This is a genomic window from Variovorax robiniae (assembly GCF_037889955.1).
Taxonomy (GTDB): domain Bacteria; phylum Pseudomonadota; class Gammaproteobacteria; order Burkholderiales; family Burkholderiaceae_C; genus Variovorax; species Variovorax robiniae.
In genome coordinates this window covers 36911-50818 of the sequence record NZ_JBBKZS010000031.1, presented here as the reverse complement: position 1 = coordinate 50818, position 13908 = coordinate 36911, and the positions used below count along the sequence as shown (strand labels likewise).

General features: G+C 62.9%; 17 protein-coding genes. 5 read left to right on the top strand and 12 right to left on the bottom strand.

The annotated features are described in order from the left end of the window. The 7 genes from WKW79_RS33840 to WKW79_RS33810 all read right to left on the bottom strand — a co-directional run. Nucleotides 1-353, bottom strand: a 353-nt coding sequence (locus WKW79_RS33840; RefSeq protein WP_340339620.1) for a hypothetical protein, incomplete at its 3' end; no start/stop codon positions are given. A gap of 9 nt (nucleotides 354-362) precedes the next feature. After that, nucleotides 363-1097, bottom strand: coding sequence for a TrbJ/VirB5 family protein (locus tag WKW79_RS33835; RefSeq protein ID WP_340339619.1), 735 nt, complete (start codon nucleotides 1095-1097; stop codon nucleotides 363-365). After that, nucleotides 1090-3606 carry a VirB4 family type IV secretion/conjugal transfer ATPase gene (locus tag WKW79_RS33830; protein ID WP_340339618.1) on the bottom strand — a complete coding sequence of 839 codons (2517 nt, stop codon included), beginning with the start codon at nucleotides 3604-3606 and terminating at the stop codon, nucleotides 1090-1092. The genes WKW79_RS33835 and WKW79_RS33830 overlap by 8 nt, the downstream gene beginning before the upstream one ends. A 12-nt stretch (nucleotides 3607-3618) precedes the next feature. After that, nucleotides 3619-3984, bottom strand: a complete 366-nt coding sequence (locus WKW79_RS33825; RefSeq protein ID WP_340339617.1) for a VirB3 family type IV secretion system protein — start codon at nucleotides 3982-3984, stop codon at nucleotides 3619-3621. Between the two features lie 28 nt (nucleotides 3985-4012). After that, nucleotides 4013-4261 carry a TrbC/VirB2 family protein gene (locus tag WKW79_RS33820; RefSeq protein WP_340339616.1) on the bottom strand — a complete coding sequence of 83 codons (249 nt, stop codon included), beginning with the start codon at nucleotides 4259-4261 and terminating at the stop codon, nucleotides 4013-4015. Nucleotides 4262-4308: 47 nt separating this feature from the next. Continuing rightward, nucleotides 4309-4605 (bottom strand): hypothetical protein, encoded by a 297-nt coding sequence (locus WKW79_RS33815; RefSeq protein ID WP_340339615.1) that lies wholly within the window; start codon nucleotides 4603-4605, stop codon nucleotides 4309-4311. A gap of 63 nt (nucleotides 4606-4668) precedes the next feature. After that, nucleotides 4669-5238 carry a hypothetical protein gene (locus WKW79_RS33810; RefSeq protein WP_340339614.1) on the bottom strand — a complete coding sequence of 190 codons (570 nt, stop codon included), beginning with the start codon at nucleotides 5236-5238 and terminating at the stop codon, nucleotides 4669-4671. A 267-nt stretch (nucleotides 5239-5505) separates the two neighbouring features. Between WKW79_RS33810 and WKW79_RS33805 the strand changes: the two genes are divergently transcribed. From WKW79_RS33805 to WKW79_RS33790, 4 genes are all read left to right on the top strand, one after another. Then, the gene (locus WKW79_RS33805; protein ID WP_340339613.1) at nucleotides 5506-6291 is read left to right on the top strand and encodes a ParA family protein; all 786 of its coding nucleotides are present in this window, start codon (nucleotides 5506-5508) and stop codon (nucleotides 6289-6291) included. Further along, on the top strand, nucleotides 6288-7193 hold the full coding sequence (locus tag WKW79_RS33800; protein ID WP_340339612.1) for a ParB/RepB/Spo0J family partition protein: 906 nt from the start codon (nucleotides 6288-6290) through the stop codon (nucleotides 7191-7193). The genes WKW79_RS33805 and WKW79_RS33800 overlap by 4 nt, the downstream gene beginning before the upstream one ends. Nucleotides 7194-7255: 62 nt before the next feature. Beyond that, entirely contained in the window at nucleotides 7256-7528 is a 273-nt protein-coding gene (locus tag WKW79_RS33795; RefSeq protein ID WP_340339611.1) for a hypothetical protein, read from the top strand. Further along, entirely contained in the window at nucleotides 7518-7823 is a 306-nt protein-coding gene (locus tag WKW79_RS33790) for a hypothetical protein (protein ID WP_340339610.1), read from the top strand. Before WKW79_RS33795 ends, WKW79_RS33790 begins: the two co-directional genes overlap by 11 nt. A 456-nt stretch (nucleotides 7824-8279) precedes the next feature. On the opposite strand, the gene WKW79_RS33785 is transcribed toward WKW79_RS33790, so the two are convergent. After that, on the bottom strand, nucleotides 8280-9305 hold the full coding sequence (locus tag WKW79_RS33785; RefSeq protein WP_340339609.1) for a tyrosine-type recombinase/integrase: 1026 nt from the start codon (nucleotides 9303-9305) through the stop codon (nucleotides 8280-8282). A gap of 735 nt (nucleotides 9306-10040) precedes the next feature. Between WKW79_RS33785 and WKW79_RS33780 the strand changes: the two genes are divergently transcribed. After that, nucleotides 10041-10250: a hypothetical protein gene (locus WKW79_RS33780; RefSeq protein ID WP_340339608.1), complete on the top strand. Its 210-nt coding sequence runs from the start codon at nucleotides 10041-10043 to the stop codon at nucleotides 10248-10250. Nucleotides 10251-10372: 122 nt separating this feature from the next. Here WKW79_RS33780 and WKW79_RS33775 read toward each other — a convergent pair whose 3' ends face one another. From WKW79_RS33775 to WKW79_RS33760, 4 genes are all read right to left on the bottom strand, one after another. After that, the gene (locus WKW79_RS33775) at nucleotides 10373-11029 is read right to left on the bottom strand and encodes a c-type cytochrome (protein ID WP_340339607.1); all 657 of its coding nucleotides are present in this window, start codon (nucleotides 11027-11029) and stop codon (nucleotides 10373-10375) included. Nucleotides 11030-11194: 165 nt separating this feature from the next. Continuing rightward, on the bottom strand, nucleotides 11195-11860 hold the full coding sequence (locus tag WKW79_RS33770; protein ID WP_340339606.1) for a hypothetical protein: 666 nt from the start codon (nucleotides 11858-11860) through the stop codon (nucleotides 11195-11197). An 893-nt stretch (nucleotides 11861-12753) separates the two neighbouring features. Next, nucleotides 12754-12987, bottom strand: a complete 234-nt coding sequence (locus WKW79_RS33765; RefSeq protein ID WP_340339605.1) for a hypothetical protein — start codon at nucleotides 12985-12987, stop codon at nucleotides 12754-12756. 147 nt (nucleotides 12988-13134) lie between these two features. After that, entirely contained in the window at nucleotides 13135-13344 is a 210-nt protein-coding gene (locus WKW79_RS33760) for a hypothetical protein (protein ID WP_340339604.1), read from the bottom strand. Nucleotides 13345-13908 lie beyond the last annotated feature (564 nt).

Sequence of the window (13908 nt, the reverse complement as noted above, 5' to 3'; positions counted from 1 at the left end):
AGCTGGCTATTCGAGTCGAGCAACAGCTGCGCAATATGCAGAAGAACCGGCGACTCGTGCGATCGTTCTTCCAGATGCCATCTGTCGCCTATATTACGGACTGCTGAGTAACGTGCGTTGCCCTGTGGGATAGGCACGGGTTTGAGACTCTTGGTGCTGCCAATCCCCTCGATCTTTCGACGCTGCATTTCATCGTCGCGCTTCTGTTCAGGTACCGGCGCCGACGGCACTGGGCTGGTTGGAACGATTGCGGTCGGTTGTTCAACTTGCTGATGCTGGAGGTAGTAGAAGACGGTTCCACCTGCTGCCACCGCGAGGACTGCTAGGCTGAAAACCCACGCAAGCTTCGTCACGACCGACCCCTAGTAATCCACGGTACCCAGCGAACGACCAGAGCCGATATCGGTTGCCGCTCGCTCGCGTATTCGCTGGCGACGGGCGAGTTCTTCCGACTGGGCTATTTGAAATAGGCTTTGCAGCTTGGTTTGCTCGTTCGTCAACATGGCTTGTTCGGCCTGTATGCGTGCCTGCAGGTCTTGGATCGCCTTCGGATCCTGAGCGCTGCCGATTCGGCTGATCAGCTGTTGGAGCGCCGAGAATCGTTGGCTTGTGTTTTGATACGCCGCCTGCGCCATGCCACTGAGCATCGCTGACGCTTGTCGACCCTGTTCCACCTCGTGTCGCATCTGGGGTGTCAGCGCGTCCATCTGTGTGTTCGACAGGATGCTGTTGGCTTTCAGGATCGACTGGACCTTGTCTGCCAGCCCGGCGTAGCTCGTCGAATTGCCGTTGATCGTGCTCATCAATTCGCCGTAACTTGTTGGCAGATAGTTGCGTGCCGCGTCCGAAGTTGGCAGCAGCTGCTCCATCCCGCGGCTGCCTGTCATCGCGTTGTACGTCTGCTGCAGCTGGTCCTTCGACTGTTTGAGCTGCTCATACTGCCTTTCCATGCCTTGCAACTGCTGTTGCCAGGCCATGAGTTGTTGCATGAGGCTTCCGAGCGCGGCGAAGTCGATCACGGGAATTCCCGCGTTGGCGTGCAAGGGCGCAAGGAAGGCAGTGGCTGCGATCAGCATTGCGAAGAGACGGTTACGCATGGGATTTCTCCTTGGAGAAGGGCGTGGAAAGGGCACTGCCTTGCGGGGCAGAGCAGGCTGCTAGGAACGGCGGCAGCCACTGGTCGGGGTGTGGCCCGTGGACATCGACCACCTGCTGCATCAAGCGGACGTTGCTGGTGCGCCCAGAGATCACATGCAGCGCGTCATCGAACCCCGCAAGGTCGAGCTGCGCGACCACGCTGACGTGGTTCTGCTTGATGAGGAACTGCCGCGAGCCCGGCTCGAGTTCCTGCTTGATCAGCGCGAACTCGCGATCCGTCAGGTTGAAGCCTTCGGTGTATTCCTTGTAGTCGGCCTCAGGATTTGGAAACAGGATCTTGGTCGGCGTCTGTTCGACGATCGATCGGGCGATGCTCGAGTCGAGAACGTGGCTGGTACTCTGCGTGAAGGTCGCAAGGTTCGCGTTCATCTTGCGCCAGGTCTCCAAGCCATTCTTCGCGAACTTCGCAAAAGCCGGATCGTTCAGCAGCTTGGCAAACTCGTCCATCCAGCACACGAGTTTTCGGCCATCCACCATGCGATTGACCAGATGGAAGAGGTACATGGTCAGGGGCGCCCGCACCACCTCGTTGTCAAGAAAATCGGTGACGTCGAAGCCGACCAGCGAATGGCGGGACAGAAGCGGCGCCACCTCGTCGTACGCGTTGTCGAACACCCAGGCATAGTCGCCGCCCTCGGAAGCGCACCATTTGCGCAGCCGCGCATGCATGCCCTCGGGATCGGTGATGTCCAGGAAGGCGGCGAGGCGGGAGAGCCGCCGGAAGGGAGGATCCAGTCGAAGGGTGCCTCTGAGGGCCTGGTCGAGGTCGTCTTCTTGGCGGACCGTCAGCGTGTCAGAGGGAGAGCGCAGCACGAGCCGACGCAACCAGTGACGCATGAACTCGACGTTGTGGGAGACCGTATCGTCGAGTTGCAGCGGATTGCAGCCGGTCGATGCGCCGTTCTTGAGCGGGAGGTATTGACCGCCGAGGGCGCGCACGAGAATGTGCAATCCCTCGTCCTTGTCGAAGATCACCTGGGTGGCGTCGAGCCGGTTGCAGATCGCGACCATGCAAAAGCCAAGGAAGGTGGTCTTGCCGGTGCCAACCGGGCCCACGCTGGTGAGGTGCCCGACGTCCCTGTGACTGCCGCCATCGGCACTGCGCGGATCGCTGGCGTGGAGCGAGAAGAAGTAGGGTGAGCCGGCGCGCGTCATGAACATCGTCAGCGCATCGCCCCAGTAGTTTCCGCTTGCACGACCGGTCGGAAAGTTGTGGAACGGTGACATCGCCGCAAAGTTGCGGCTGGTGATGGGAGCCTTGCGGGTGCGGAAGGCGAAATTGCCAGGCAACTGCGCCCAGAAGGCGGCTTCAAGCGCAAGGTCCTCGCGCGCTACGACCATGCCGGTATCACCCAACAGATAGCGGGCCCGAGCCACGTTGTCATTCAACTGCTTCAGGCGTGGGCGTCCCTCCGCTTCGCTGAGACCGTCGTACGCGTCGGCGAGCACGTGCAGGGTGAAATGGTGGTCGCCGACGACAAACCGGTTGCTCATCAGATCGTCCAGTGCATCCTTGAGTTCTTCCGCCTGAGATACGGCCATGTCGCCGGATGCGGCCATGCGGTTGTGCTGGCGGGTCATCATGTCGGTAGCTGCTCCCTTTCCGAGGAAGGTGAAGCTTTGCGTCAGCACGAACGGGAACGGCGCCGTCAGAAGCGAGCCGAACATGCCAGGTGCCGTCGGCGTCGGGTACTCCTTGATGCCGAGGAACGCGCCGATGCGCGTCTGCGTTCCGGTGCGGTATTCCATGGCCTCGTTGCCGAAGAACGGGCGGGTCGTTGCGAGTACTTCGTTCAATGGAGCGCGCGGCAGGGGCATGCGCTGCCACTCGCCGTTGATAAGCAGCGCCTGGAATTCCAGGAAGGAGGAGAACAGCACCGGAGTGCTCTCCAGCCTGTAGATTCCCAGGGGCTCAGGGTCATACCGTTCCAGCGCTGCGAGCAGTTCCTGCCGCTTCTTGGTGCATTCGTCGAGCGAGTCAATGAGCTCGCTGCGCTCGCCTGCTCGGTCCGCCTTCTTGAGGATGCGCAGCGTTGTATTGCCGATGCGTGTGGGCTGGGGACGAAACACCAGCGACAGGTACAGCTGGTTGACCATCAGTCGCTCGCCGGCCATCTTGCGCCGGTAGCGCTGTTCGAGGTCCTGTGCAAAGCCCGGAACGGTGCGGCCGACGGGGTAGCCTGGCTCCCGGTGCCGGATGACATGGCTCCACACCGCGTGATTGGGCGACGCAATGTTGCGCAGGAACACGTTCAAGCGCTCGTGCCAGCTGTTGATGTCCTCGTCGTCCGCGCTCTCGAAGCTGGCACCCGCCAAGCGAAAGGCCTGGACGTAGTCGCCGGCGCTCGTCCTGGCGACGTGCTCGTCCACGTGCGCGAGAAGCGGGATCATCGACGCGGCACTGGCCTCGCGCCGAAGCGTTCGATCCTTGCGCAAGGTGAGTGCCATAGAGACGGCTCCTCAGAGCATGACGCGGTCCGGCGCCTGCCGGCGGCGGCCGTTCAATCTGGGCAGGTCAAGAGCGAGCGGGCTGTACGAGTTCGCACGCCAGTAGCGCACATTGCCCGCCAGCACCGCCGGCAGTCGCGTGCGGCCCCACAGCTGCAGCAGGTCGAAGAAGCGGGGCTCGTAGAGGCAGACCAGGTACAGCACGCCGTGGATCGGGACGAACGCGAGCAGCCAAGCCAGGTTCTTCGTCACGATGAACGACTCGGTCGTGATCACGACGTTGAACATCATGGCCGAGTACGTCACGCCCCAGATCATCGAGGGGCGGGTCATTCCGACAAACAGCGTGTCGGCGACGATGCCCTTGTTGCGGTTCATGGCGGCCAGTTCCCATGCGACAGATCGATCAGACGCCAAACATCCCGCGGATCCAGGACACGATCTGGGGCCCCCCGAAGACCAGCACCGTGCCGAGGACGACACCCACCATCCACCACCAGCTGACTCGTCCGAACCAGGCCATGACACCGGAGACCATCACTGCCACGGCGGCCAGCGGTGTCAGGATGCTCACCAACTGACTTTGCGTGGCGTTGGCACCCGTGGCGAATGGACTCCCGGCCAGCGCGACGCCGGGCAGGATCAGGATCAGCAATGCGAGCCCCTTCCAGAAAGCATGGACACAGGCCGCCCAAATGGCTGCTAAGGCAAAAGCTCCAACCTTGTCACGATTTGAGTCGCGCCCATCGTCTTGAGGTGACGCACCAGCGTTTCGAGGGTCCTGAAGTTGCGCGGCCCCCTCCAACCTGCCAGCGTCCAGCGTCCCGTTCTCCAAGCAATGATGGCCTCGATCCGATACAGGTTGGGTGCAAACTCCACGATCACCAGTTCGTGAACCGCGCGCTTGTGCAGCAAGCTGATGAAATCCACCTGCGAGACTTCGTTTCCCGGCAACTCCAGTTCGGGCGCGGCCTTCCTGACCCGACGGGTCGTTGCCATGGCTGTCCTTTTTATTGATCGATGGCGCAGGATTTTGAGGGATAGAGAGGACAGCCATGTGGACTACTCCATGCGACGGTGCGGTTCGAGGCGCGTCGGCGCGGCGCCGGACGCCTGCGCAGAATCTTTACTGCCGGCGCTGTCGGCTCGCCGGGACTTGCCGTAGACGTCCCACCAGGGGGCGACTCTTTCGGCCCTTGTCCGCGCCGGTCTGACGGCCGCGGCTCTGGCATCGCCCGTAGGCGCGGTTGCTGGTGTCGCTGCCGCAGCAGGCTGGGTCCCGGCGATCTCACGCTTGAGGCCCGCGACGTCGCTCAATACACGGATGCGGTCGTTCTCCGCCTCATCTGCGGCCGCCACATCAGAGGCGGCGAATCTCTCGGCCCTGCGCCTGGCGAGCGACTCGACGAGCGCTTCGGATTTCCTGAGTTCGTTGCGAAGAATCAGCAGCCGGTCGTTCTCACGCGAGGACTGTTCGGCCGTGCTGACCTTCGTTGAAAGAGGCTGGCTTGCCGCCGCCCCCGAGCCAAGGGCGATCGAAACTGCCAGGGCGATCAGCCAGCAGGAAGTAGCGGAAGGCTCTTCCACGCCTTTCAACACAGCAGCGATGCGTTGAATTACCCGGACTTGCATGGGCGCAATGTTTCACGCAATCTGCTCGTTGTCAAGCTGGAAATTATGTTACAGAAGCTCTATAGAAAACTATAGAAAGTTGACAAACGAAAAAGGCATTGCTATTTTGCGTCTGGAGTGGTTCGCGAGTGCGCTTCCAGTCTTGGAGAGAATGCTAGGACGATGACGCCGTTCCTTCAAGACGTCCAAAGTTGTGCGCCGCGCAAGTTTTGCAACCGCCCGTATGAAGCGAACCAAAGACTTCATCGCTGCGACAAGGAGAGCTCAATGAGTGTTGTCGTGATCAGCAACCAGAAGGGCGGCGTTGGCAAATCAACGCTTGCTGTACTTTTTGCACAGTGGCTGGCAGCCAAGCACGCTGCCGCGGTGTGTGTCGTCGACCTTGATTCGCAATGCAACTGCTCCAAGTCGCTGGCGCGCTTCGGGGGCGTTCAGGAGGCTGCCGCGCTGTTCGCGACCGATGCGCTCGCAGTTGCCGCACCGGCTCCTGGAAGCATCACGTTGCTCAAGGGCAGCAAACGCCTGGCCGATGTCGAGTTGGCGCGGGCAGACATGATCGTTCCGGCGTTTCGGCAGCAGCTAGCTGCGTTGTCCGGAACCTATGACTTCGTCGTCATCGATACGCCGCCAGCACTGGGCTTGCGCATGAGCGCGGCCTTGATCGCCGCTGATGTCGTCATGTGTCCGATCGAACTGGAGGAGTACAGCATCGACGGCGTCACGGACATGCTCAAGACTGTCTTCGGCGTGCAGAAGCGCTACAACCCGCGCCTGAGGTTGGCTGGCGTCGTGGCCAACCGGTTCAATCCGCATTCGTTGCGGCAAAAGGCCGCGCTGCGTGACCTGATGGGGAGCTACGGAGAATTCGTGCTGCCCGCCAAGATTTCCACCCGCTCCGCCATTCCTGAAGCCTTGGCTGCGGGCGTACCAGTCTGGCAACTCACCAAGACCTCTGCCCGCGAGGCGAGCGAGGAGGTCTTCGAGGTCTTCCGGTTGCTCATGCAGCGCATGCATTCAGAGGCTGCACAAGCGGTGGAGGAGATCGTGACATGAATGCGATCCGGGATCTCGATCTCAGTGGGCTGATGCAGTTCAAGGCGAGTGATCTGTTGCGGGACGGTCCATCCGTGGCGCTCGGCAAACCGGTGCAAGTTGCGCTCTCGCTGATTGGCTTCGATCCAATGCAACCGCGGCGCAGCGTCGACGAGAGTTCGCTCAAAGAGTTGGCGTCCTCGATCAAGTCGTACGGCGTGCTGGAGCCGATATCGCTGAGAACGGATCTTGAACGTGAGAGCCGATTCATTGTCAACCGCGGAGAGCGGCGCGTGCGCGCTGCGCGAGAGGCAGGCTTGACCGAGGTGCCGGCATTTCTGGATGAGCGCATCGATCCGTTTGCACAAGCGGCGGAGAACCTGCATCGAGAGGACATGTCGCCGTTCGACCTGGCAAGTTTTATTGCGGAGCGTGAAAGGGAAGGGTTTACGCGCGCTGAGATCGCCCGACGGCTCAACAAGTCGCGCTCGTTCATCACGGAAGCAGCCTGCCTGGTCGAGGCACCTTCGGAAGTCCGGTTGGCATTCGAGTCGGGGCGTCTGGGTACGGATGTGCGTGCGCTCTATCGGCTGGCCTTGGCGTTGAGGACGCATCCTGAGCGCGCGAGCGGCCTGTTGGCCGGCGACCGCGCCATCACGCGATCCAGTTTGGACATGGTCTGGTGCCAGAGCGAACTTGAGACATCCAATCCCAAGCCGGCATCAGGCGCAGTCGGCGTCAAACTCAGTGGCGCACCCAGCGCGGGACGCACGGTGCTGGTGGTCGAGCACGCCGGGCGACGCGGCTCGCTGCGGTTGAAGGCGCACGATCACGACGCCGCAGAAGTCCGCTTCGGCGATGGCTCGCGCAATATGGTCAAGCTAAAGGATTTACGTCTCGTTTGCTGGGCCACGGAGGAATAACGACATGGCCAACACTCAGATAAATCATCGGGCGTTTGAAACCCCTCGAAGATCCATTGTCAATGCTGGGCGTCTTGCTCCTTGTTGTCTGGCAGGTTGTGCGCCTAACCTGCTGTGCAGTGCTCATCATGCTCGAGCCGTTGCTGCGCGCGACGCTGGTACCCATTGCGTTCTTGAGCTTCTTCGTTACGCTGATCTTCGGCTTTCTGATCGGAGACCCGAGATTTCCGCGATGGGGCATGCTGGCCTTTTCGATCGGGACGTTGATGCTCTACTGGCTGTTCCTCGCCCTGATGAGCCTTTTCATGACCCTCCCCCCAAGCCATGACCGTTGACGAGCCAATTCTTGAACGCGTGCTCAGAGAGCGGCGCTTTGATCAGCGAACGGCGGAGATCGCGAGACGCCTGTTTCTTGGCAACGAACCTCCCCAGAAGCTGGCGAGGGAGTACGCCTTGCTCGACAAGCGCATCTACGCAATCCGTGCAGAGGTGGTCAAGCAGGTGAAGGTATACGCGTTACCGGCGGGATGGTCGGAAGTCACGTTGAGAGGGCCCGCCGATGCCGTGAAAGCAGCGCATGCGCTTTTCAGGAAGCGCATGCGCGAGCATGGGGAAGCGTCTCGCGACTAGGCCCTATCTGTTGGGCCGCGCAGTCATCGACACGTGGTCCGCTCGTCGACTACGCAAACTTGTGGACCACGATTGACAGCCTTGCGGCGATCGCGTCGCCTCTGACCGAACAACTCCGGCCATTTGCTCTGCACCTGGCAATGCCTCCGTGTCACGATAGGTGCCGGATGCAATCGCTGGCCAGGCGCACAGGGTGTTCTGTCTCTCTATCCAATCGATTCCGCGTCGAGGTGCCGTGCTGCCGAACTGAGGCGGGGACCCGCGGCAGACACGCCGCGGCGAAAAGCACCTTGCTATCCGTTCGCGGGATCTCGCTCGATCCGAGCAGCTTTCTTTCTTGCTCTTGTTTTCTGCGGGTCTCCGCGGACCCTGTGTCGCGCGCGCCGGCAAAGCAGGTACGCGGAATGCAAGGCATTTTCAGGAACGGCCAGCAGCTTTCGCAGCCACGCCTCCAGTTCAAATGACGTCGGTGGGCGCGGCCACTACCCGGTCGTACTTGCTCATTGCCTCCGGTTCGATCCCAAGCCAGCGTGCGACCTGGCCCGGGTCCGTCCCGCGTTGCAGCTGCCGTATCGCAAACGTGTGCCGCAAGCGGAACGAGCCGCCTTCGGTGCTGTCTAGGCCGGCGTCTTCGAGCACCCGGCGCGCGCACTGGTAATGCGACAGCTTGCTCCATGGCTTGCCCGTGCGTGTAGATGGGAACAAGACTTCACCCGCGATGCCGGCCTCCGCACGAATCTGCATCCAGTGCTGCAGCAGCTCGCCTGCCCAAGGCGCAATGGGTGTCTCGCGCGGAAGGGAATTGCCATTGCCAGGCACCGAGACCTTCCAGGGTCGCTCGCGTACGCGGCCGCCCTGCGATGTGGGTGACCTCAAGGTCAACACACGTACGTCGCCCGGCGTCAGCCCTCCGCCCAACTGCAGTGCGACCGCTGTGCGATTGCGCAGTTCCTGCCAGGTGAACGAGGCGTGGCTGTTGCGACGGGCCTCCGACATGCTTGGCCGTGGCCGTGCGGCCGAGAGGTAGGCGATCAGGAGCCTGGCCTCGACAACGGACAGGAACTCGGGCAGCGGGTCTGCGCTCGCCGCATCGGCATAGCGAACATCGGGATGAGAAGCGATCCAATCGGTCGCCGCGGTGTTCGCAAGCTGGTCGTTTTGCGCCGCATGATGGCGAAGCACCCTGTCGATCAAGCGCATCAATCGCAGCGCATGTCGAGGCGAGAGTGACAGGTCAGCGCTCTTGGTGCCAAAGCGCGCCGCGTGGAAGGCCTCGAGGTCGTGTGTGTCCAGCGACGCGAGCGTCACGGCGGGTTGCTGGCCGATGCACCAGGTCGTGAACGCGGACCACATTTCCTCATAGACGACGATCGAAGACGACTGGCGCAATGTGCCGGCAGCACTCTGATCGGCCAGCCAGCATTCGAAGGCAGCACTGTGGGTTTGGATCGGAGTCTCGGAGAACAGGGAGAGCGTGGGCATAAAAACATACTAACGGCGCCCGTGTTTGATGGGTAGAAATTTTCTGTGGTTATGGTCGGTTTTTAGAGGGGTTTTTGTGAATGGCTTGCCGTTAGTATATTTTGTGGTCGGTCGGAGACGTCGTATTTGTAGGGAGGAGGGCGAGCGATTGCGGCTGCCGACGGATGCCGACCACGCACTGCAGCAGGTTTCACCTGCCACAGGATCTGGCATGCACTATCGATGTCGGTCCGCGGCTCAGAAGGCCGTACGAAGCCACCCTCCGCGCTGTGAGCGCGCTGATTTCCCTTCTGCGTGGCGCCGCTTCCTGCCCTCAGCGCGGGCGCCAGAACTTCCTCCATGACGGCCTGACCAATCGCAGTCGCAACGGTCAGGTGTCCAGGCGGGCCACCATATGGGCCGCGACTTCAAGGCGGCTCCGCGCATCCACCGCGAAACCAGATCGGTGCGCCCGAGTGAGCGCGCGCTCATGGGAAAGCCGGTGGGACGATGCCGAGCCATCGCTTCTACACGGGTAACTCGGTCGGGCATGCAGCGATTCTCGTCTCCCGTCCTCCAGCCGCCTCCCGTCTCGCCGCGCGCTACGGGCGAGGAACCGTCGATGGGCGGCTTCAGGTCCAGCCATTTGGGTCACGCTCCCTCGCGGGCCGTCTTGGTCGACCTTTCCGGTAAAAGTACCGAACATCACGGAACCACAATGTAACCAAAAGTGTTAACGTAGCACGCATGCCTCAAATGAAACGCAACGACGGCACGCCGCAGTGGCCCATTCCCGACTTGGCCGTCACCGTCCACCAACTCGCCCCCGCCCAGTTCACCTGGAAACTGGTGGAGCGACAGCACGGCCATCCGGCCAAATGCATCGCGGAAGCTGCGGAGCAATTCACGGACTACGAGCAGGCACTCGACTGCGGCTTCGTCGCTCTGGAGCGAAGGCGCCAGTGAGAAGGATCGCCGGTGATCGGCCCACGCCAGCGCAGTTGCTTTTGCGCCCGCAGCGCTGACCAGGTTTCGTGCGTCGAGTTCGCCGCCTCGGTCTGGTGAACGACGATTGCAGGTTCGGTGCGCTACCTCGCGCTCGGGAAGGTGCGCAGGTAGGCGACCAGATCCGCCAACTTCTTGTCGTCATAGCCCCAACCCGAGAAACGCATCTTGGTGCCGGGTACGACCGGGTCCGGGCGCTTGATGAAGGCTGCCAGCGCGGGCTCCGACCAGATGACCTGCGACTTGCGCGTGGCATCCGAATACCGATAGTCCGGTTCGATGCCCGCCCGTCTGCCCACGATGCCGTTGAGCTGCGGACCGAATGCATTTCGCGCGGAGGCGCCAACCTGATGACAGGCGCCACACGCGCCGAAAGCGACTTTACCCGCCGCGACGTCACCCGAGACCGCCTGTGCAAGCCCCACGGGCGGAAGGAGCGTCGATGCGACGAGGAAAACATGCATCTTCATGACGGCATTCTCCGCCTGACCGGCTTCGCCATGGGCCGTGCCACTCGCTCTCATGGCCCGACGTTGGTGCTCTCGCGGATCCAGGGTGTCCTCCCCAGTCAAGTCCAAACGCGGACCGTGCCATTCGGACGCGCGCGCGCCATCGGTGACTTTGGCGACCTGCCCATCGACAACCACTGCGTCGAAAAGCAGTTCCAGCCTGTTTCCTTCGGACGCGGGCCGGCTGCCGGCCTGCCCATTGCGAAGAGGCAGGCGGCTCGCGGCGATCACGGGGTCTCCGGTGCGTCGTGCACCTGGACGCTCATGACCCGTGCGCTTGGCTAAAAGCAGTGCTCGGGGCGCTCAAAGACGCGTCCGGCACGTCGAATCCCGGCCTTGCGGTCTCGTCGCTGGGCGCCATCAGCTGTTCGCTCGCCGGCTCCGGCCGCCGCTTGACTACGGGATATTCGCTGAAGGCTTCCGCCGCCAGATGGCGATGAAGTCCCGACTGCCGTTGACAGCGCGCGAGTAGAGCCACGACGGCGTGAGCTTCTCATGCGGGAGGGCCCAGATCGGCTTGCGCGCATGGACCTGCTCGCTGCCAATGAAGATGTATTCGTCGCACGAGGCAATGAGCTTGGCCTCGTCCACTCCGAGCATGCCCCCTTCCGCATCCGGCCGGCGCGCATCGAACCGGTGCGTGACCCAGCACGCGACGACGACGTTCGGCCTGTACTTCCGCACGGCCGATGCCGCGTCCAGCTTCTCGACGTGATCACCGTAGGGCACGGTCGGTTGCCCGATCTGCCGGTAATGCGCCTTGACCGCGGCATCTTCCTGTTGGCGGTTGTCGGTTGCAGGAATGGCCAGGGCTGCCGCGAGCGCGCCATGTCCAGCGCCGATCTCGATGGCTATCTTGCCCCGGATGCGGGCCCGAATGAAATCACACAGCTCTTCGGTGGGGAAGCTGTAGAGGCCGTGGCGCACGCCGAACACCAGCCGTTCCTGCGCCGTGGTGCCTTCAAGGGAGCGCGCGGGGACCACCTGAAGGCGGCCGCGGCTGTCCAGCAGCAGGCCCGAGATGTCTCTCACGCTTGTGGCGTCGGTGATATACGCGTCCATGGGGGCTCATTCTCGCCGACCGAACAGGGTGGCATCTTCGAAGTCACGCCTTGCCAAGTCCCGCCGCGTTGGAGCAGGCAGCGCTTGTCACCGCCGTCTCGATCTGTCCGCCGCGTTCCTTGCATCGCGGTCGGCGCTGAGGTGGTTGGGCCTGTCATGCGGAATCAATCGGGGCCACCGCCTTCAGGACGGGTCGGCGCCGGGGGAAGGATGGCGTTCGCCTTGGCGCTGGCGTTCAACACCTGCTTACTTGGCGCGGCTGGTTGCTGCTGTCCGATGACGGCACACCGAGCCATTTCCCGTCTGCATCGGAATGGCCGGCGCCGGCGCATGCTTCGCGCTGCGTCGCCGGGGCGATGCGGAACTTCACGCGCGCATCCACGGTGGCATGAGGCCACGATCGGAGGCACCCCGCGTCTTCGTCATTGCAGGCTGCCGCGATGCCCTCCCGCAAACAAGGTCCCGGGAGGCCAGACGTCCATCCGCGCGGCGCTCGCGCGGCCTGACCTTGTCGGCGTTGCCGGGCGTCGACTCGGTACACGGCATCGTCATGCCGCTCCCGATCCCCGCAGCCACAGGTCCGTCACCACGAGCGCGTTCTGCGGGGCGCCCAAGGCAAACCGTCACCGGCCGCATGCTTGCCGGGCGCCATTGGTCAGGGTGTCGACCCGCAGAATTGATCGCGCCAGGCCTGATCTGCAGCCGGGCTCTGTGAGGTGGGTCGCGCCGCTCCGGGCCCCCATGTCGACGTCGACGCCGCGCGCAATCGCGCACCGGGCGCCCGCGACAGCCGCCCTCAAAGAGCCGCCCGTTTCTGCAACCTGGGTGGCTGGCGGGTCAGCCAACCCTTCCGGGCTTTCGTTGTCCCAGCCTATGCGGTTGGTCGCTCCTGCCTACCTGCCATGAAAATCCGTGCACAAGTCCTTGGGGTCGAACTCCATGCCCAGGAGGTCCTGCCCGATCTCGGTTTCGCTCAGCGGAATGACCATCACGCTGGGCGCGGCCGATGGTTGCGATCGCTGCGCACTCACCAGCGCGAAACACGCCACGGGTAACCCGTTCTCAAACTTCCAGCCCACGGCGGCAGAGGCAATGGAGTGAACGGCGACGATGCGAATCTTGTCCATGAAATCTTGGTGGAGGATGTGTGCGTGAAGCGACGCCTTCGGTGCTTCGGGTTCGAACGTCGTATCGCATGTCGCTGACGTGTCGCACCGGTGCACAGGAAGGCCATCGAGGGAAAGCAAGCTGCCAAGGCGATCCGCAGTGCGGTCTCAGGTCGAAGCCAGCCGCGCCACACTCGCTTCGGGGCGCGCGCGGCCTTGCGACGTCATCTGAAGGAGCGATCGCGGGCTGTTTTCATGCGTCGGAAGGCCGCTGTCGGCGTCGACCCATTCCACAAACCCGCGCTGCACAAGGACGTGGCAGGTGTCGGGCGGCATGCCCTCGCCGCGATTCACGGCGACCAACGCGTCATGCACCATGGCGGCGGTCCATTCGAACGATCGCCCTGACGAGCTTGACCTGGTGATCGGCGATGGTGGCAGCACCCCGGCAGGCGGCGCACGGCCTCCATCGGCAGTTCTCCGGGCGTCCAGCCAGGCATGAAGGAAACAGAAAGCGCTCCGCCGCGAAGCGTCGCCGCGCGTGCGGCGACGGGCGCGGGCATCGAGTGCGGCAGCGACCGGAGCGCCTACCGACCCGGCGCCCCGGCCAGGCCCGCGCGACAAGTCCGCCGCCTGTCCGGGGTCGTGCGCCGTCAGCGTGGGCGTCCGCTCCGGCGTGTCATGCATGGACTGGAGCGCAAGGCATGACGCGTCCGCCATCGTGCCGCTGCGGATCCAGCCAAGCCCGTTCTGCGTTTCCGCCCTTATAGGCGGGAATTGAAGTGCAGTTGCCATGCAAGAAATTGTCACCGCCCGGCCCATGAAAGCAATACCAAGGTTTTCACATTTGGTTCAAGAATGATCCGAACCATTACGGGCAGCGCCCCGGCGCGCCAGCGCTGCGGGTCTCGCGGCGGAGCCCGACAGGCGAGTGGGTGACTT

Bases quoted from the DNA above. Each gene is read 5' to 3' on its own strand.
- WKW79_RS33835 (WP_340339619.1), bottom strand. From the start codon at position 1,097: ATGCGTAACCGTCTCTTCGCAATGCTGATCGCAGCCACTGCCTTCCTT.
- WKW79_RS33830 (WP_340339618.1), bottom strand. From the start codon at position 3,606: ATGGCACTCACCTTGCGCAAGGATCGAACGCTTCGGCGCGAGGCCAGT.
- WKW79_RS33825 (WP_340339617.1), bottom strand. From the start codon at position 3,984: ATGAACCGCAACAAGGGCATCGTCGCCGACACGCTGTTTGTCGGAATG.
- WKW79_RS33815 (WP_340339615.1), bottom strand. From the start codon at position 4,605: ATGGCAACGACCCGTCGGGTCAGGAAGGCCGCGCCCGAACTGGAGTTG.
- WKW79_RS33810 (WP_340339614.1), bottom strand. From the start codon at position 5,238: ATGCAAGTCCGGGTAATTCAACGCATCGCTGCTGTGTTGAAAGGCGTG.
- WKW79_RS33805 (WP_340339613.1), top strand. From the start codon at position 5,506: ATGAGTGTTGTCGTGATCAGCAACCAGAAGGGCGGCGTTGGCAAATCA.
- WKW79_RS33800 (WP_340339612.1), top strand. From the start codon at position 6,288: ATGAATGCGATCCGGGATCTCGATCTCAGTGGGCTGATGCAGTTCAAG.
- WKW79_RS33795 (WP_340339611.1), top strand. From the start codon at position 7,256: ATGCTGGGCGTCTTGCTCCTTGTTGTCTGGCAGGTTGTGCGCCTAACC.
- WKW79_RS33790 (WP_340339610.1), top strand. From the start codon at position 7,518: ATGACCGTTGACGAGCCAATTCTTGAACGCGTGCTCAGAGAGCGGCGC.
- WKW79_RS33785 (WP_340339609.1), bottom strand. From the start codon at position 9,305: ATGCCCACGCTCTCCCTGTTCTCCGAGACTCCGATCCAAACCCACAGT.
- WKW79_RS33780 (WP_340339608.1), top strand. From the start codon at position 10,041: ATGAAACGCAACGACGGCACGCCGCAGTGGCCCATTCCCGACTTGGCC.
- WKW79_RS33770 (WP_340339606.1), bottom strand. From the start codon at position 11,860: ATGGACGCGTATATCACCGACGCCACAAGCGTGAGAGACATCTCGGGC.
- WKW79_RS33765 (WP_340339605.1), bottom strand. From the start codon at position 12,987: ATGGACAAGATTCGCATCGTCGCCGTTCACTCCATTGCCTCTGCCGCC.
- WKW79_RS33760 (WP_340339604.1), bottom strand. From the start codon at position 13,344: ATGGTGCATGACGCGTTGGTCGCCGTGAATCGCGGCGAGGGCATGCCG.